Below are 17,894 nucleotides of genomic sequence, written 5' to 3'. Positions count from 1 at the left end.
AAGCCTGACGCAACTTGTTTTTAATACGCGTTTTTATCGCCTAGTACGACTTTCAAAGTGCGCCAGATAATCACAATATCCAGCCAGATCGACCAGTGTTGTATGTAGTACAGGTCATAGTCGATACGCTCTTCCATTTTTTCCAGGGTTTCTGTTTCGCCACGCAAGCCGTTGACCTGGGCCCAGCCGGTGATGCCAGGTTTGATTTTATGGCGGAACATATAACCGCTAACCAGTTTTCGGTACAGTTCATTATGTTCAACAGCATGTGGGCGCGGCCCCACCAGACTCATTTCACCACGCAGGACATTGAATAGCTGCGGCAATTCATCCAGTGAGGTGCGGCGCAGGAAGCGCCCAAATGGAGTGACCCGTGGATCACCTGCTTTTGCCTGTATTACCGGCGCATCGGGTGAGGTCTGGCGCATGCTGCGGAATTTATATACATTGATGGGGCGACCGGCAATGCCGTAGCGCGTTTGTTTGAACAGGACGGAACCAGGTGACCCCAGTTTGACGCCTATGGCGATCATCAGCAGTATCGGTGAAAGTATGATCAGCCCAAACAGCGAGCCAAACAAATCCAGCAGGCGTTTTGGTAGTGCTGCCAGTCCGATGAAAGGTGTTTCGGTCGATGCCAGTACCGGCCGACCTGCCAGCTCGCGCAGTTGTATTCCGGGCATGCCAAAGATCAGCGATTCAGGCACAAAATAGGTGGATACGGTGCTATCTTCCAATACGGCAATAATTTCGGCCAGTTCTGGTGGTTCCTTGGTGTTCATGCCGATGAAAACGACATCAATATTAACGTGGCCGGTTTCAGGGTCGACGATCCAGTCAGTGGCTTCGCTTAAATCGCCCAGACGTTTCAAATTGCTGGGCGGGCGGGATTCGTTCCTGTTGTCAAAGAAACCGACTACATCAATCGCGGCCAGTGGGGTCTTGCGCAGGGATTCGACCAGGTCTGCACAGGCAGAATTGGACCAGATCAGTACCGCCTTGCGTCGTCGTGTTGGATTCGAATAATAAATCACAGCTATGCTACGCATGAACAAGGCGGTGCAGGTGAGGCTGAAAGGCGTGACAAACAACCAGGTCAGCATGACTGCGCGTGACAATTGTTCCGAGGTTTTATCGACATAGGCACTCAGCACAACGATCATGAACACCACGAACCAACGTCCGGCGATGCTGGGGAAAATCGTCAGCAGGCGTTTTTCCTGCAGGGTATTAAGCATCTGCTGACTGGAAAACACGATAATACTGGCCAGCGTGGCGATCAACATACGTACACCAAAGATCTCTGGATCGGCATGTTCGGAATAAATGATGATGGCAAACAGCGTCAGGTAAATGGTTGCAGCAAAGGCGATTCCCGTCAGCGCAGTCAAAAGTTGCGCAGGTTGTGAAGGATTTGAAGCTGATGACGCATTAACCATGGATGCCAGTGTTTTCGGTAATATTTAAACGAGTCAGTGAACGAATAAATAATATGTAGTTGAAAGCGAGAACGGCTAAAAATACAAATGACTGCAGTTCAACTCTTGTGTTTGACAAACAGATTTTTGATCTGTCCCAGCTGCCAGTGATGCAGATGCTGTCGGAATTCCAGATTGTCATAACGTGGTGCACCCTTGATGGCAGCACCGATATAACCGGCGATGATCAGCAGACCACCGATAATAAAGGGCTTTTCGCGCATGCGAAATACGCCCGAAGCCAATGCGTATAGTGGGTGGTAGCCCATGAACCAGATACCGCGTCCCCAGCGCAGGCGGCCACGATATACATTCTTGTCAGAAGAACCCATCAGCCTGTGATGCATGAGTACTGCTTCAGGATCAAAAAAACTCAGCGTAGTCCAGCCCTTCATGCGTGCCGTGTGGACATCAATACCGTCCCATAAGACTTCTTCAACGAAGCCACCAATTTCTTCAAAAGCGGTCCGGCGGTAAAGCTTGAATTGCCCAGCCACATGCTCGTCTATGATGTGTTCTTCGATTTTTTGTCCCTCTTCTTCACGGAAGACTTTGCCGGATACGGCTGCCAGTTTCGGGTCTTGTGCAAAATGCTGAAACATCAGTTCCAGATAGCGTGGACCAAACGACATGTCGCCATCCAGTTTCGCAATATACTCATACTCTTGATGCTGAATTTGTGTGATGCCAAATTTGAAGGCTGCCACCACACCTCCACCCACCTTGCGGAATCCACGGTCAGGGCGCTGAACCAGCCGGATAAAGCTGTGTTTTTCAGCATACTCACGTACGATGTCAGCGGTACCATCTTGTGAGCCGTCATCGACAATAATCCATTCAACCGGCTTGACGGTTTGGGCCACCATGGAATCCAGTGTCAGCCTGATCAAATCTGCCTCATCACGTACAGGCGCAATGATGACCAGGGGGACCACCCTGTCGGCATTGCTTGATGATGGAGGACTTGGTGTGTGCATAGATATCTTTCGCGCTTTTATCGAATGTTAACTTAGCTTTGAGTTGCTCACAATTCAACAAAGGTTAATTTTTGTTATTAAATGACAATATCAATATAGCCGATATGCCAGTCTGGGCTTGAGTTTTGTTGTCCTGACAAAAATTTGCATCTATTCTTACTATTGCAATATAAAATGAAGTTCTTTATGTAAAAGCTTGAATGCATGATGCCAATTTGGTCCATTTTTTCTGATTTTCGTCAAATAACGGTTTGCCGGGCTGTCGCTGCAATATTGACCGTTGCCTTTGCCGTACCGGTAATGGCGCAGGAAAATGTGCCTGAATCATCCGCAGGCCTGAAACTGGAAAATCGCTTATTGCAGTTGCCACAGGAAGATAAAAATCCGCCGGTAGTGACCCCCGCATCAGACTTGTCGCCAGAAACCGCCAGTGATGTTATCGGTGAAGGCGATCAGTTATTGATCACCGTTTTTGGCCAGCCGGACCTGACTGCAGATGTGACTGTCGGTGAAAGCGGTGTGATTACCTTGCCCCTGGTGGGAACGGTGGAGGTAAAAGGACGAACCGCAACCGAAATCGCTGCCGTGTTTTCCAAAAAGCTGGAACAGGGGCAGTACATAAAAAATCCCAAGGTTTCCATCAAGGTAATACAGCAGCTTAGCAGAACTTTCTCTGTGCTGGGTGAAGTCTTGCGCCCTGGACGTTACCCCTTGCAGGGGCAGATCAGCATACTGGAGGCCTTGAGCCTGGCTGGTGGCGTTTCTCAAAAAGCCGAGAAAAGCTTGCGCATTTTGCGCCGTGAACCGGGCAAACCAGCGTCCGAATTGCATGAATATTCCTCCATCAAACTGGAGCTCGATGCCGTCAGGCTTGCCCCGGAACTGGCACAGAAGATCCAGCCAAATGATGTGCTTTTCGTACCGCAGATCAAGAATTTTTACGTATATGGCGAGGTGCGCAAGCCCGGTATGTATCCGATGGAAGAAGATTTGAACGTCATGCGTGTCCTGTCCATAGGTGGTGGGGTGACAGAAAGAGGCTCAGTGCGACGCATCATCATTTATCGCAAAATGCCGGGCGGCGAAATGCGCGAGGTATCTGCTGGCATTATGGATGGCGTGTTGCCGGGCGATGTCGTGTTTATCAACGAACGGATATTCTGAAGCGCATGATGAGAACATCCCCCAGTGAGTTGGTATTGTCCTTTGCCCAGATCGGGGCCATGCTGCGTGCGCGTCAGTTATTGATCGCGTTTGTCATGGTGGTGGCGGTGGCCGGTGCGGTCGTAGCCAGCCTGTTGCTGCCTAAAACCTATGTGGCGAGTGCCGAGATATTCATTGATTACCGCATGAATGACCCGATCAGTGGCCGCCAATTTCATCCCATGCAGGACGAAAGTTATTTGCAGACCCAGTTCGATGTCATCAAGAGCGTACAGGTTGCAGAAAGAGTGATACAGGTACTGGGTTTGCAGGCAACACCGGAAGGTAAGAAATTTATCGTCAAATATGGCGAACAGCGCGGCTTGCGGGCTTTGGCTGAAGCGATCGTCAGGAATACCGAAGTCGCTCCGCATAAAAATAGTCGCGTGATCGAAATCCAGTATTCGTCCAATGATCCCAGGCATGCCACGGATGTTGCCAATGCCGTGGTCAAGGCATATATCGATTTGTCGTTGGAAATGATGAATGCCCCCGCCAGGGCAAGACGCGATCAATACAATGCCCAGCTGGAATCCATGAGCCGGCAGATTGATGAGTTGCAAAATAAGCTTACTGCCTACCAGCAGCAATACCAGATTGTGGATGTTGATGAAAGAGCTGACCTTGAATCGAAGCAGATGAATGCCCTCAGTGTGCGCCTGGTCGATGTACAGTTGCAGCGGGTCGAGGCGCAGGCCAAGCGGCAATCTCTGGAAAAGTTGGTGAAACAGGGTAATCCTGAATCAGATATTCCTGAAATCGCGGGCATTGGACATATTTCCGGTCTGAAGGCAGCCCTGATTTCCCTTGATGCGCAAATGGCAAATGCCAAGATTACCTTGGGGGTACGTCATCCGAAATATATTGCCATCCAGGATGAACGCCAGGCCCTGATGGATAAGCTGCAAAGAGAGTCAGCCACCGCCTTTGAAATGCTGCGAGCATCCGAAGATCGCCTGTCACAGCAGGAAAAAGTCATCGAGGCTGACATTGCCGCCTACCAGAAAAAGACATTTGAAAATAAAAAACACAGGGATGTCATCAGTTCATATCAACGGCAGCTTGATAGCGTACAAAAAATTTATAATGCTGCGATACAAAAATTTGATGAATTATTGATGACCAGTAATGTGGTGATTTCCAATGCCTCTGTCATGCAATGGGCTGAACTTCCAGAAAAACATGCCAAGCCTTTACTGCGCAATAATTTGATATTTGGTTTACTGGCTGGTGTCGTGTTTGGTTTTGGTCTGGCATTCTTGCTGGAATTGTTGAACCGACGTGTACGCTGCCTGGAAGATTTGGAACGTGAATTTGATGAGCCGGTAATGGCAAAAATAGGGTTTGACGAAAGATTGAGTGGCAGTGACAGCCAACCGCAACAGCTTGAGCGAGGCATGCATGCGTGAAGCTGAAACCCAGGTGCAGAATGTATCCAAGATAGGGCGCTTGGGTGAGTTGTTTTTGCAAAAAGGCTTGCTCACGCCTGAGCAGATCGACCAGGTTGCGCAACTGCAAAAGGAAAAAAAGCTGCGCTTTGGCGACGCTGCCCTGGCGCTGGGTTACCTTACCCAGGCACAGCTGGATCAGGCATTAGGCGAACAATTTGGTTATTCAACCAAGAGCCTGATCAATGGCAGTGCCGACCCTTCACTGAAATTCTTTTATTTTCCCTTTAGCAAAGAAGCAGAAGAAATCCGGCGTCTGCGCAGTGAATTGCTGTTGAAATTCAGCAGCCAGGAAAAAATAAAATTGGCCATGGTCAGCGCCGCCAAGGGTGATGGTAAAAGCTATATGGCTGCCAGCCTGGCGATTGCGCTGTCGCAGGTGGGTAAACGCACCTTGCTGATCGATGCAGATTTACGTGGTGGTAGCCTGCACGAATATTTTTCACTGGGTAAGCCAGATGGTCTTTCATCTGTGCTGGCGGGGCGCATCAGCTTGTCCGATGCCTTGATTCAGCTCATGCCCAGCCTGCATTTGCTGCCAGCCGGGCCGCAACCACCGAATCCGCTGGAAATTTTGCGAGCACCGCGCATCCGTGAATTGCTGGAATCCTGCGGCGAGCAGTTTGACGCCTTTGTGATTGATACCCATGCGGCGTCAAAAGCCTCTGATGCGCAGATGGTGGCCCATCAAACCGGTAGTGTCTTGCTGTTGGCGCGCACAGACCATACTTATATCGATGAGCTGCGCCAGACCAAGGCGGACATGCTGGCTGCTGGCGTTGAGGTATTGGGCACGATCTACAATCAGCATGAGGATGATGGTGCGTCCGGTCTGGCGCCGTTTTCATGGATGTATCGCCTGGTTTCTCGCATGTTCCGGCGTAAACATTAAGACTCATGACTGATCTGAGTATTTGTATTTGCACCTACAAGCGACCAGTCCTGCTGCGCCGTTTGCTGCAGACGATCTGGGAACAGGCGGCAGAACACAGTGTTGAAGTCATCGTCGTCGACAATGACCCGGCACAATCTGCATCGGCAGTGCTGGCAGAAATGGGGCAGCTGTTTGGCGACAGCCTGACCGTAATCAATCTCGCCAATCCCAATATCTCCCTCGCACGCAATGCTGCCATTGCCGCAGCAAAGGGAAACTGGATTGTCATGATCGATGATGATGAAGTGCCAGTATCCATCTGGTTGCAGCAATTGATGGCAGTACAGGCTGCACACAATGCCGATGTGGTGTTTGCACCGGTATTACCCGACTACGCGGAAGCCACCCCGGACTGGATACGACGGGGAGGGTATTTTGATCGACGGCGCATGCCTACCGGAACTCGAATAGACCATCGTGATGCACGCAGTGGCAATGTGTTGATACGGCACGTCTTGCTGCAACGATTGGCTTCAAGTCAGCAGGGTGGTATCGGCCCGTTTGACCCCGCCTTTGGCACCACTGGTGGTGAGGATACCATGCTATTCCGGCGGCTGGATGCAATGGGGGCAGTCATGGTGTGGTGTGATGAGGCCCCTGCCAATGAATATATTCCGGCAGAACGGGCCACGGCGAAATGGCTGCTGCAACGCTCTTATCGTACCGGACAATTATTTATCCGTACCGAACTGGCAATGTTGTCTGGTATGAAAAGATGGCGGTCGGCTATCCTGTTGAGTGGCCGTGCCTGCGCGCAGTTTGTACTGGCGCTGTTATTTGCGTTGCTGTGCCTTCCTGTCAGGCCTTTGAAAACATTTACCTGGTTGAGAATTGCGGCTTCCCAATTGGGTAAGCTGAGTTATTTCTGGGGTAAGGCTTCTCATGCATACGGTAGTCAGGGAGCAGCAAGTAAGTCATGAGTAATCATTCCCAACATCGCTTGCAGGCACTTGATGGTTTGCGCGCTGTTTCCATTGCCATGGTTTTTTTCTCGCATGCAGGCTTTGGGCATGTGGTGCCGGGTGGCCTGGGCGTTACGATTTTCTTTTTTATCAGCGGCTTCATCATCACCAAACTCATGTTGTCTGAGTGGGATGCAAAAGGCAGTATTAGCATACGTCACTTCTATGTGCGCAGGCTGTTTCGCCTGACACCGGCCCTGTTGCTGTTTGTGGGGATTTCGGTGACGCTGATGTCACTGGTTGGGGATGTCTGGACATGGACCGAACCGGCCGCAGTATTTCTGTATTTTGCCAATTACTATGGTATTTATTCCACGTTCAGTGGTGAACTGATCAAGCAACCCTTGGCTATCACCTGGTCGCTGGCAGTGGAAGAACATTTCTATTTTGTGTTTCCGTTTCTTTTTATGGTCTTCGCTGGCGCGCCAAGGCGTTTTCTGGGTGTCATTGCCGTGATCTTGCTGGCGATGCTGGCCTGGCGCAGCTACCTGGTATATGGCATAGGCCTGGATCATTTGCCGCATTACCGCATTTATACGGCGACAGATACCCGTGCCGATTCGATTTTATATGGTGTCTGCCTGTCATTGATATTGGCACGTTACCCCCAATTGTTTGCACGCCTGAATACCTTGCACAGCTTTGCCGTGGGAGCGGCTGTCATGTTGATCAGTCTTGCTATTCGTGATGAAAATTTTCGGGAATCGCTGCGGTATTCATTGCAAGGCATAGCCTTGTTCCTGATGTTTTCGACATTGGTATTTTCTCGCAATTGCCTCAACAGTTTCCTGCAATGGCCACCAGTGGTGTACGTAGGCAGGATCAGCTATTCCCTTTATCTATATCACTGGCTGGTGATTGGTGTCGTGAACTGGTATATGCCTGAAACCTCTGTCCTGCTCAGATTGATGGTGGTGACGGTGTTTTCCTGGTTGTTGTCGCATCTGTCCTACCGCTATATCGAGCAAAAATTTCAGGCGTTGGGGCGTAAGCTGCTAAGCTGATTGCGATTGGGCGTACTTTAAGCGTCTGGTGGCCGAACTGACAGCGATCAGGCTGAAGATGAAAAATACATTCTGGAATACAAAGCCACGAAACAGGCTGCTTTCGGTGAAATTGGTAATCACCACCACAACCAGCATGGCTGACCAGAATGCAGCCTGCTGGCGGTCAAGGCGGGCCAGGGTAACCAGAAAGCCAGCCTGCGTCAGCAGTGTCAGTATCACCAGTATCAGACCGATTAGTCCTTGCTCATTGAGGATATCCAGATAGCCATTGTGCGACTGCAGGGGAATCCAGTGCAGGGCATCAATTACAAATTGCGACAAACTGTCCGGCCCCAGCCAGAACGCGCCATAGCCCAGGCCCATGAGGTAGTGCTTGTTGATTTCCAGCCAGACCAGTTGCCAGACATCGGTGCGACCAGTCAGGTCTGTGCCTTTGCCAAACAGGCTGGCAATGGGTGACGCAGCTTCTTGCCAGGTAGGCATGCGTGACTCTTGCATGAAGAAAACATAAACGGCGATGGTCAGCAAACAAACAATGACCAGGGTGGCACGCGTCAGTGAATAGGATGATGAAATATGGCGTTTGCGCAACAGGTGGAATATACCTGTCGTCAGCAAGGTGATAATCATACTGGTGGAGCTTTTGCTCATGACCAGCATGAAAAAAGAAAATAACAGACCCAAAGCCAGGCTGCGTATGCCGACTTTTTCAGTGCACGACTTGATTTGCCATAACAGAATGCTGAGGGCGGCGACCTGACCCAGTTCATTTTTCTGTGACAAGGCGCCGCGCCAGGCACCACCCAGTTCGTAATCTATCCCTATGCTGGGAACGGCAATCGCCATGAAAAACGACAGTATCAACAAGCCCGTCAACGTGTAAAGCACATAATTGACCATCAGTTGCAGTGGGCGGGCTGCGAGTTGCACGCTGAAACCTATCATCACCAGGCCATATAGCTGTATGGCACGCTTGAAAGTAGTAGCCGACAGCGGTGACCACAGACTGGAAGCCAGGCACCAGATCAGGACCAGCGCCAGAAAGGGATTCATGGCACGAATATCTTTCAGGGTTTCGGGTAAATGACGGTAAAGAATGAAGGTTGCCAGAATGAACAGGCTGCCCCATTGCAATTTGGTGGTGAGCGAGCCTTCCATGGTGACAGCAGATGAGCCGGTATAGTCCCAGGACAGGCCATATGGCAGCAGAGAGAAAATGACGAACAGAATGATCATCAGTTTGACGATATTGGTTTCCAGCTGGTTCAGGCTGGATGGCAGTACAGGCAAATTTTGCATTTCTCAATACTGATGTCATGTGTTTGTGCGATATTCTAATGGCTACCATGTCAGTTGCGACCCAAACTATGAAGTATTTTCAATTTCCTGCCCGTTCTCCTGGTCATCCTATGCTGCGTTTGCTGACTTCTCTGTTGGCATGGTGTGTTATTGCTGTTTCTGCCAGAGCAGGGGAATTGTCCTGGTATCCCTTTGAAGTGAATGAAGATAACTTGTCTAGCGTCGTTGATTTTGGTGGCATGAACCATGCGTTGGAAGCAGGCGACCGGCTATACGTCAAGGGGAATCATTTTTTTCGCCTTGGACATGATGGCAAGCAAGGTACCCGTGACGACAGCCGGGTGCGTCTGTTTGGCATCAGCCTGGCGAATGCTGCCAATTTTCCTGACGAAAAAGATGCCGTTAAAATAGCCAGGCGCTTGCGCAGACTCGGATTCAATGCCGTGCGCCTGCATCATCTGGACACCGTGCTCAGCGACAGTCAGGAACAGCCGCGTGGCATTTTAACGACAGCCGCCTTCCCCAGTTTCAATGAAGCCGCCTTGCTGCGTCTGCGGACCTTTATCAATGCACTGAAGGCGGAAGGCTTGTACGTGAACCTGAATTTGCACGTGGGTTACCAGTTCAGGCCCGCAGTGGACCAGGTGACACCCTTGACGCCAGGCGAACAGATGCCTTTTGCCAGCCACCCCTTGCATTTGTTCGAGCCACGCATGATCAGCCTGCAGGCCGAATATGTGCAGCAATTGTTGCGGCGATTGGAGTTGAAAGACGACCCGGCCCTGGCAATGATAGAAATCAACAATGAATCATCGCTGCTTGGCGCATGGCAGCGCACACAACTCGATTCCCTGACTGGTGAATATGAACGCCAACTGCAGCAGAATTGGCAAAAATGGGTATTGCGCCAATATGGCAGCGCCGAACAGGCTTGCGCAGTGTGGGATAGCTGTTCTTTGCCCAGAAAGGGCATTATCAACGTCAAATCGTCCGAAGCCAATGTGCTGGAATATGGTGAGGGCTGGTTGGCCCGATTGCAACGTTTTGGCAGCAGGGCAATGACCAGGTTGGGTTATGCCACACCAACTGCACTGCAACAGCAATACCGGCCACACAAAGAGGGAAATGGGCGTCGGGTGCTGGATTATGTCCGTTATTTGTCGGACATGGATATGCAATACCTGACCGTGATGCGTAAAACCATACGGCAGGAACTGGGTGATTTGGTGCCGCTGACAGGAACGCAAATGTATTTTGGCGGCATTGCCATGGCAGATGCGCAGCAACAGATGGATTACGTGGATGAGCATTTCTATGTTGACCACTATGACTTTCCAAACAAGCCATGGGACAGGAACGACTGGCGCATCCGCGATGAATCCGTATTGCGCGATGGCTGGCAAGCGCTATTGCAACGCGCCTATGTGCGTGACCTGCGCAAGCCTTTTGTCATCAGTGAATTTAACCAGGCTTACCCGAATCGCCAGTCCGCAGAAATTCTGCCGGTGATGAGTGCCATTGCTGCCGCGCAAGACTGGGACGGGCTATTTCTTTTTCACTATATAGATGGTGATCGCTGGTTGTCTGTACCTGACAGTTTTGGCCTGAGCGGTCATGCCGGACAACTGGTAACGACTGGGATAGCCTCTGCATTATTCCGTCAATATCAGATACGTCCGCTGCCTGAACAGATAGCCATTAATCTGCCGACCGAGACCAGGCAAATGCTGGGAGCCTTGCGCGATGGCGTCAGCGGTAGCGGCTTCCCCGGTTATTTGCAAGCGCAATATGGGCTGGAATATAAGCATGCATTTTTCTCGCGCCTGGGTATGCTGCATGATATGCAGGCAAAATCTGAGAGCATGGCTAAATCCGGGGCACGTTACGCAAAAACATGGGTGGATGAGGATATGTTATGGACAGCTCCTGGAAGGCAGTTGCGCTATAACCAGTCTGGCCCCTGGTTATTTGCGGATACAACTTATGCACGCATGTTTGCCGGTACCCGCTCAGACTTGTCGGTGAATCTGGATTCAGACAAAACCTTGCCCATGTTTGCTGAAAAAGGCAGGCAGTATGGGGTTATGCTATTGACCAGCCGTGACGCACTACCTTTGAAGAGTTCCCGACGCTTGCTGCTGGTATTGTCCGGTGCCACGGCAGCAACTCAGCCAAATGTCATACCACAACGTCCCAAAAAACTGGTTAACTACGACGGACAAAAAGCCTGGTGGACGCTGGAGCCAGATACCACAACCTCAATCAAACCATCTGGCGCGCTGGATGGCAATGCCCCAGTCTGGCTGGAGCGTATTCCCGTCAAGCTGTTCCATGCTACCAGCAGCAAAAAAATAACAGTCTTTCCACTGGATGGTAGTGGCAGTCGCATGAAAGCGCTGCCTCATACTGCTGTCCGGCAAAAAACGGGTGGATTCGAGCTGGATTTTGATTATCCATCGCCTTGGTACGAGATTGTGCTGGAATAAACCAGATTAATACTTCCTAATCTGAATCAAAAATTTACAACTCTGAATTTCATTTTGAAACTTAATTTTCTTTATGTGCAGAATTGAATTTCCGAATTTTATAATGTGAGCAGCATTTTTCGCATTGTGAAATGAAACTGTGTATCTGCACAAATTATTTTTCTCATTCTGAGGAATGTTATTTCACATCGCAAAAAACATATTTTAAGTATTTGATTTTAAACGATTAAATATTTGTTATATGTCTTATATAAGACCTTGTTGCTACGCAAAAAATACCCTATTATTTCTCTCAACGGATTCACTTTTTTATTTGATTTGCCCACAGGAGAGAAACATGACAACTCGCGCACAACAAGTAGCAGAATTGCAAAAAGACTGGGATACCAATCCACGCTGGAACGGTATCAAGCGTAACTACACGGCAGAAGACGTGGTTCGTCTGCGTGGTTCCATGAAGGTTGAGCACACCATCGCCAAAAACGGCGCGATCAAACTGTGGGATCTGGTCAATAACGAACCTTTCATCAATGCACTGGGCGCGCTGACTGGTAACCAGGCCATGCAACAGGTAAAAGCTGGCTTGAAAGCCATCTATCTGTCTGGCTGGCAAGTTGCTGGCGACGCCAACGTTGCTGGTGAAATGTACCCAGATCAATCCCTGTACCCAGCCAATTCTGTACCACTGGTTGTCAAGCGCATCAACAACACTCTGACACGTGCTGACCAGATTCAATGGTCTGAAGGTAAAGACGACATCGACTTCTTCGCCCCTATCGTGGCTGATGCTGAAGCTGGTTTCGGTGGCGTATTGAATGCCTTCGAACTGATGAAGGCCATGATCGAAGCGGGCGCATCTGGCGTTCACTTTGAAGATCAACTGGCTTCCGTTAAAAAATGCGGCCACATGGGCGGCAAAGTATTGGTGCCAACACGTGAAGCAGTTGAAAAACTGAACGCTGCCCGTCTGGCTGCTGACATCATGGGTACTTCCACCGTGATACTGGCCCGTACCGATGCTGAAGCAGCTGATTTGCTGACATCTGACGTGGACCCCAACGACCAACCTTTCTGCACAGGCGAACGTACGGTTGAAGGCTTCTACAAAACCAAACCAGGTCTGGAGCAAGCTATTTCCCGTGGTCTGGCCTATGCAGAATATGCAGACTTGATCTGGTGCGAAACTGGCAAACCTGATCTGGAATTCGCCAAGGCATTTGCTGACGCTATCCATGCCAAGTTCCCAGGTAAATTGCTGTCTTATAACTGCTCCCCATCTTTCAATTGGAAGAAAAACCTGGACGATGCCACCATCGCCAAATTCCAGAAAGAACTGGGCGCAATGGGCTACAAATTCCAGTTCATCACACTGGCTGGTTTCCATGCATTGAACTACGGCATGTTCAACCTGGCCCACGGTTACGCACGTCGCCAGATGTCTGCCTTCGTTGAATTGCAAGAAGCTGAATTCGCAGCAGCTGAAAAAGGCTTCACTGCTGTTAAGCATCAACGCGAAGTTGGTACAGGCTACTTTGATGCAGTCACACAAACTATCCAGCAAGGCAAGTCTTCCACGACAGCTTTGCATGGTTCGACAGAAGATGAACAATTCTTCGATGCAAAAAAAGTAGCATAAATATCAGCGTTAAAAATAGCAGTAAAATTAGCAGTAAATTCAGCACCAAGTAAGCTCCCAAGAAAAAACCGCGCAGATTAATCTGTGCGGTTTTTTTAATTTCTTATGCGACGTTGCGAGGATTGAAGCTGAACTTCGTTTTAAATTCAGCGCATCTGCTTTTGTATTTTTCGCTCACGCAGCAACAAGCCAACAAAGCGCCAGGCTTGTGTCGTATAGCGCTGCCATAGCCGGCGCGGTTCACTGGCAAGACGCCAGAACCATTCCATGCCTATCTTTTGCATCCAAAGTGGAGCACGTTTTTTCTGCCCCAGTGCAAATTCCATGGCGGCACCCACACACAATATCAGTGGCACATTGTCAGTGGTGAATTGCTCACGATAGCGAAATGCCAGACGCTCTTGCTTGGGCATGCCCAGACAAATGAAAAGGATATTGGGTTTGTTATCCTGTATGCGTTGTAATGCCCGATCACTTTCCGCACCATCAGCACTAAACTGCATGGATGGACAGAAAATATCGACCTTCAGCCCAGGGTAGGTTTTGGCAAAGGATTCCAGCAACAGACTTTCTTGCCCTGGCATGCCGCCCAAAACAAAAATCGACATGTCTTTTTCTATGCAGCCACGGCAAAGTGACACAAACAGATCAGCCCCAGTCACACGTTCTGGCAAGGGCAGGGCGCACATCTTGCTGGCCCAAATGATGGGCATGCCATCAGCAAAAATATAATCAGACGTTGCGTACAAGGTCTTGAATACTGGCTCATATTCCAGCTTGGTCATATGATCGACATTCGGCGTCACCACCACGCGGCTAGTATGGTCACGACGACTGGCAACTTCCAGCAAATGCTGATTGGCATCTGCAAAACGCATATTGCAGATATTTAAACCAAATAATTTAGTGGTAATCAGTCTGGTTGTAGATGAATTCATGTCAGCATAATTTCAGCGTTCAAAGGGTACTTTTTTTCTCAAAAACCAGCTTTCATAATAGATAAAACTGATTCTTGCCAAAATGATCGTCAGCAGGCTAGTCAATATGAAAGTGGTGATACCAGAATCTACCACGCCGATTAGCTTGAAAGCTTTGACGACAAGGTTTTTACATAGCATGTGTAGCATGTACATGCCGTAACTGATGGAGCCGATATACGCAATTGGGCTTGCGCGTAGCAGCTTGCCAAATAGATGATTTTCCTTGACGACACAGGAGCCAACCAAGGCAGAAAATAGTAGAGAGGATATAAAATTTGGCAAGGCATTTGAAGCTAGATTTGCCAGCAAGCAAACTGCAATAACCGGGCCAGACCAGGGTTGACCAAGTATCTTTAATAGCGAATTGAAGAACGTTTCATCATTCAGGGCTATGGCTAGCAAAGCGCCAATTACAATGGGTAATGGCACCGCGCTAAGAAATGCGTTCCCTATGAGTTGCCCTGCGATACAAAGAAGCAATGCCAATATCAATGACAAACTGGCATTCTTTATTGATCCCGTCAATATAAGAAGAGGTGGCCAGATTAGATAAAATTGTTCTTCAGCAGCAAGTGACCAGGAAAAATAAAAAATCACGCGCCCATCAAGTGGGACAAACAGGTTCGAGGTATAAGTGGCGAAGTAAATCAGATTACTAAAAAAAGCCTGACCATATTGTGAGTGACGTTCAAGCACAGCTACGACAATGACATAGAGTGCTAAGGTGCCATAGTACAAAGGGAAAATCCGCAGTGCGCGGCGCAGGTAAAATGCTTTGATATCTATTTTGCCGTTCCGGTCGCGTTCCCGGAGTAATAGAGTAGTGATCAGGAAGCCACTAATGGCAAAGAACAGTTGTACCCCTTGCGCGCCAATGGTAGCCATAACATGATTAACACTGGCAGGAGCGGTATGATGCCAGATGACCGCGAAGATGCTGACGGCACGCAATCCGTCTAGGGACGCAAATTTTTTTGTGGATAGGTACGCGCAATGCTCATTACTCATTCCCACCTCTCGAATATTGACAGCTAATGATAGTGACATTCATGGTTGGCAAGTTTAGTTTGGGTGGTGTAGAGGAGTCGATATGCAAGACGTGAGGGTGGAAGCTTATCGAATCCAAGTCCCCATTATAGAGGATGTGCGTGGCTGAATTGTCAAAACGTTTTCAATCCATAATCCGGATGGATGTTGTATTCCTAACCGGTAAAGCGCAAACGGTGACTTTTATGTTGAGTTAATTATCGATCGTAAGGTTTAGACCACCGGTCAGAATTACTGACATGCTTTTATTTGCTGGTATGGTGATTGAGCTATTTAATCCTTTGTTTCTCCAGCTTGCGTGCCAGCGTACGTCTATGCATGCCTAGCCTGCGCGCTGTTTCGGAAATATTAAAGTCGGTTTCGGCCAGCACCTCGTGGATTCTTTCCCACTCCAGATTTTTGAGGGAAGTGGAACGATTCGTAATTTCTACATCGGCAGTGCCGGCGATATGTCCAAAGGCGGCTTCAATATCATCGGTGTTAGAGGGTTTGGACAGATATTGACAAGCCCCTAGTTTGACCGCTTCCACGGCAGTTGCAATACTGGCGAAGCCGGTGAGTACGACAATCAGCATGTGGGGGTTGTGTTGATTTAAAAGCTGCACGCATGCCAGTCCGGACGAGTGACCATTCAACTTCAGATCGACGACAGCATAATCAGGGGAATGATCTGATAATAGTTTTTCAGCATCGTCCTTGTTTGTTGCGTGCAAGACGGTATAACCGCGCCGCTCAAACGAGCGACCCAGTGTACGGGCAAAAGCAGTATCGTCCTCAATAATGAGTAGCAGACGATTCTCTGGCATAGTGAACAAATTCCTGAAGTTAAACGGAGATTTCGATGAGGTGCACCAGAAGTGTAATTTCAGTAACTACGGCGTATTTTCTGTCATTTTGACGTTTTTCGTTGCTCATAGCTGGCCATGGGCGCCTCAGTCGAATCAAAAATGCAGTTAAGTTGCATACGTCGCCAGCACGAATCTTAATGGAAAATCCCACTTACAGCTTGATCGCCGAAAGTGGCAGGCTCAATTGTACGATGGCGCCGCCTTCATCGCGGTTGGACGCAGTGACATGACCGCCCAGTTTGCGTGCCACGTTGACGACAAAAAACAATCCCAGTCCGCTGCCCGGCCGGCCTTTGGTTGACTGATAAGGTTCGCCTATGCGTGACAGAATGGCAGGGTCAAACCCATGTCCATGATCGACGACTGTGAATATCAACGAATCATCTTCACGCCTGACCTCCATCCTCAGCCATTCAGGGGAGGCTTCCAGGGCGTTATCGAGCACGTTACAAACCATTTGCTTGAGGGCAGTATCATAGACGATAGGTATATCTTCTTTGATCTGATTATCGAAACCAAATGAGACAATTGATCGCGTCGATATAAATTCTTTGGTGAGGTCATTTAAAAAAGTATTGATCGTGGTTTTGACCGCAGATTCTCCGCGTGCTTCTCCAGCCGATAGCAGGATGCCGCTGACGATACTTTTACAGCGTTGCAGCTGTGTTTCCATCTCGCTGATTTCTTCCAGCAGTTCGGCGTCCTTCTTGAACTGCGGCATCCGTCGCCAGTCACCCAGGATCACCGATAGCGTCGCCAGCGGTGTGCCCAGTTCATGCGCTGCGCCAGAAGCAAGCAGACCCATGCGCACGATGTGATCTTCTTCAACTGCCCGTTGGTGCAGATCTGCCAGTTGGGCGTCCCGGGCACGCAGGTTGTGACCAATACGGGTGATAAAGAAAACCAGCAGGGCAGCATTGAGCATGAAACAAATAATCAGGCCAGCTTCATATAAACGCGACAGCCCGCCGTTTGCGCCAGGTGGCAGAGACAAAGGTTCAGAAAACAGCGATAGTCCGGCCAGGCAGACACTGGTGATGATGACGATGATCCAGGTGGACCAGGCTTCAAGCAAGACAGCACTTAAAATCACTTGCAGGAGATACAGAAACGCAAAAGGATTGGATGTACCACCGCCAAAATAGAGCTGTGCTGTCAGGCTAAATACATCGATCAGTAAGGCAAAAACAAGTTCGCCATTCGTCACAAAAACACGCTCGTGCCAGCGTAAATGACTGGCAATATTAAAGGCGATCAGGCAGATCAGAACAGACAGCATTTTGACTAAGGGCAATTGAATGCCAAAGCCTAGCTTTACAATCAAGATGGTGGATAATTGACCAAAAACAGCAATCCAGCGCAGCTGAATAAGCTGAAGCATATTTTTGTGGCCTGCCGAATTTTGGTATTCGATAGCAATGGCGGACTGTTTTACCGGCGTTCTGGTTGCCGGCTTAGCAGAAATTTCTTGCTCATGGCTGTGCGGTATTATTTTTTTTGTCATGTTCGCTATGTCCGCTTGCTCTGATCGTTCTGACTATTCTGGCTATTCGGGAATGCTCCCATATCATGAGCGGGAGGTTCAATTC

At 49.3% G+C, this 17,894-nt stretch carries 14 protein-coding genes; 7 read left to right on the top strand and 7 right to left on the bottom strand.

Annotation, left to right across the window (positions count from 1 at the left end):
- Positions 1-20 precede the first annotated feature (20 nt).
- Together AC1RVX_RS05475 and AC1RVX_RS05470 are read right to left on the bottom strand one after the other, a co-directional pair.
- Positions 21-1,391, bottom strand: a complete 1,371-nt coding sequence (locus AC1RVX_RS05475; RefSeq protein ID WP_493215558.1) for an undecaprenyl-phosphate glucose phosphotransferase — start codon at positions 1,389-1,391, stop codon at positions 21-23.
- A 146-nt stretch (positions 1,392-1,537) separates the two neighbouring features.
- The gene (locus AC1RVX_RS05470; protein WP_493215557.1) at positions 1,538-2,455 is read right to left on the bottom strand and encodes a glycosyltransferase family 2 protein; all 918 of its coding nucleotides are present in this window, start codon (positions 2,453-2,455) and stop codon (positions 1,538-1,540) included.
- A gap of 204 nt (positions 2,456-2,659) precedes the next feature.
- On the opposite strand from AC1RVX_RS05470, the gene AC1RVX_RS05465 reads away from it, so the two are divergent.
- From AC1RVX_RS05465 to AC1RVX_RS05445, 5 genes are read left to right on the top strand one after another with little or no spacing between them, the layout of a single operon-like run.
- Positions 2,660-3,619, top strand: a complete 960-nt coding sequence (locus AC1RVX_RS05465; protein ID WP_493215556.1) for a polysaccharide biosynthesis/export family protein — start codon at positions 2,660-2,662, stop codon at positions 3,617-3,619.
- A gap of 5 nt (positions 3,620-3,624) precedes the next feature.
- A complete protein-coding gene (locus AC1RVX_RS05460) occupies positions 3,625-5,067 on the top strand; it encodes a Wzz/FepE/Etk N-terminal domain-containing protein (RefSeq protein WP_493215555.1) in 1,443 nt (480 codons plus the stop codon).
- Positions 5,060-5,998, top strand: a complete 939-nt coding sequence (locus AC1RVX_RS05455; protein ID WP_493215554.1) for a polysaccharide biosynthesis tyrosine autokinase — start codon at positions 5,060-5,062, stop codon at positions 5,996-5,998. The genes AC1RVX_RS05460 and AC1RVX_RS05455 overlap by 8 nt, the downstream gene beginning before the upstream one ends.
- 5 nt (positions 5,999-6,003) lie before the next feature.
- Positions 6,004-6,960 carry a glycosyltransferase family 2 protein gene (locus tag AC1RVX_RS05450; RefSeq protein WP_493215553.1) on the top strand — a complete coding sequence of 319 codons (957 nt, stop codon included), beginning with the start codon at positions 6,004-6,006 and terminating at the stop codon, positions 6,958-6,960.
- Positions 6,957-8,006 (top strand): acyltransferase family protein, encoded by a 1,050-nt coding sequence (locus tag AC1RVX_RS05445; RefSeq protein ID WP_493215552.1) that lies wholly within the window; start codon positions 6,957-6,959, stop codon positions 8,004-8,006. Before AC1RVX_RS05450 ends, AC1RVX_RS05445 begins: the two co-directional genes overlap by 4 nt.
- Here AC1RVX_RS05445 and AC1RVX_RS05440 read toward each other — a convergent pair.
- A complete protein-coding gene (locus tag AC1RVX_RS05440) occupies positions 7,998-9,308 on the bottom strand; it encodes an O-antigen ligase family protein (protein WP_493215551.1) in 1,311 nt (436 codons plus the stop codon). The genes AC1RVX_RS05445 and AC1RVX_RS05440 overlap by 9 nt on opposite strands.
- Positions 9,309-9,376: 68 nt before the next feature.
- Here AC1RVX_RS05440 and AC1RVX_RS05435 point away from each other — a divergent pair, with 68 nt between their 5' ends.
- Together AC1RVX_RS05435 and aceA are read left to right on the top strand one after the other, a co-directional pair.
- A complete protein-coding gene (locus tag AC1RVX_RS05435) occupies positions 9,377-11,794 on the top strand; it encodes a hypothetical protein (protein ID WP_493215550.1) in 2,418 nt (805 codons plus the stop codon).
- Positions 11,795-12,131: 337 nt separating this feature from the next.
- Complete coding sequence (gene aceA / locus AC1RVX_RS05430; protein ID WP_493215549.1) at positions 12,132-13,430, top strand: isocitrate lyase; 1,299 nt, start codon at positions 12,132-12,134, stop codon at positions 13,428-13,430.
- 146 nt (positions 13,431-13,576) lie between these two features.
- Here the strand turns inward: aceA and AC1RVX_RS05425 are convergent, their stop codons facing one another.
- The 4 genes from AC1RVX_RS05425 to AC1RVX_RS05410 form a co-directional block, all read right to left on the bottom strand.
- On the bottom strand, positions 13,577-14,368 hold the full coding sequence (locus AC1RVX_RS05425) for a WecB/TagA/CpsF family glycosyltransferase (protein WP_493215548.1): 792 nt from the start codon (positions 14,366-14,368) through the stop codon (positions 13,577-13,579).
- Between the two features lie 12 nt (positions 14,369-14,380).
- The gene (locus AC1RVX_RS05420) at positions 14,381-15,457 is read right to left on the bottom strand and encodes an acyltransferase family protein (RefSeq protein WP_493215547.1); all 1,077 of its coding nucleotides are present in this window, start codon (positions 15,455-15,457) and stop codon (positions 14,381-14,383) included.
- 269 nt (positions 15,458-15,726) lie between these two features.
- Positions 15,727-16,263 carry a response regulator transcription factor gene (locus tag AC1RVX_RS05415; protein ID WP_493215546.1) on the bottom strand — a complete coding sequence of 179 codons (537 nt, stop codon included), beginning with the start codon at positions 16,261-16,263 and terminating at the stop codon, positions 15,727-15,729.
- Positions 16,264-16,456: 193 nt separating this feature from the next.
- A complete protein-coding gene (locus AC1RVX_RS05410) occupies positions 16,457-17,809 on the bottom strand; it encodes an ATP-binding protein (protein ID WP_493215545.1) in 1,353 nt (450 codons plus the stop codon).
- Between the last annotated feature and the right edge of the window lie 85 nt (positions 17,810-17,894).

The organism is Undibacterium sp. GW821-FHT11B02 (genome assembly GCF_058808955.1).
Note: the sequence above shows the minus strand (reverse complement) of the source record. Positions and strands in the feature narration are given on the sequence as shown.

Coding starts and splice junctions, on each gene's coding strand:
- AC1RVX_RS05425 (WP_493215548.1), bottom strand. CDS start 14,368: ATGAATTCATCTACAACCAGACTGATTACCACTAAATTATTTGGTTTA.
- AC1RVX_RS05470 (WP_493215557.1), bottom strand. CDS start 2,455: ATGCACACACCAAGTCCTCCATCATCAAGCAATGCCGACAGGGTGGTC.
- aceA (WP_493215549.1), top strand. CDS start 12,132: ATGACAACTCGCGCACAACAAGTAGCAGAATTGCAAAAAGACTGGGAT.
- AC1RVX_RS05465 (WP_493215556.1), top strand. CDS start 2,660: ATGATGCCAATTTGGTCCATTTTTTCTGATTTTCGTCAAATAACGGTT.
- AC1RVX_RS05445 (WP_493215552.1), top strand. CDS start 6,957: ATGAGTAATCATTCCCAACATCGCTTGCAGGCACTTGATGGTTTGCGC.
- AC1RVX_RS05450 (WP_493215553.1), top strand. CDS start 6,004: ATGACTGATCTGAGTATTTGTATTTGCACCTACAAGCGACCAGTCCTG.
- AC1RVX_RS05460 (WP_493215555.1), top strand. CDS start 3,625: ATGATGAGAACATCCCCCAGTGAGTTGGTATTGTCCTTTGCCCAGATC.
- AC1RVX_RS05435 (WP_493215550.1), top strand. CDS start 9,377: ATGAAGTATTTTCAATTTCCTGCCCGTTCTCCTGGTCATCCTATGCTG.
- AC1RVX_RS05410 (WP_493215545.1), bottom strand. CDS start 17,809: ATGACAAAAAAAATAATACCGCACAGCCATGAGCAAGAAATTTCTGCT.
- AC1RVX_RS05415 (WP_493215546.1), bottom strand. CDS start 16,263: ATGCCAGAGAATCGTCTGCTACTCATTATTGAGGACGATACTGCTTTT.
- AC1RVX_RS05455 (WP_493215554.1), top strand. CDS start 5,060: ATGCGTGAAGCTGAAACCCAGGTGCAGAATGTATCCAAGATAGGGCGC.
- AC1RVX_RS05420 (WP_493215547.1), bottom strand. CDS start 15,457: ATGTCACTATCATTAGCTGTCAATATTCGAGAGGTGGGAATGAGTAAT.
- AC1RVX_RS05440 (WP_493215551.1), bottom strand. CDS start 9,308: ATGCAAAATTTGCCTGTACTGCCATCCAGCCTGAACCAGCTGGAAACC.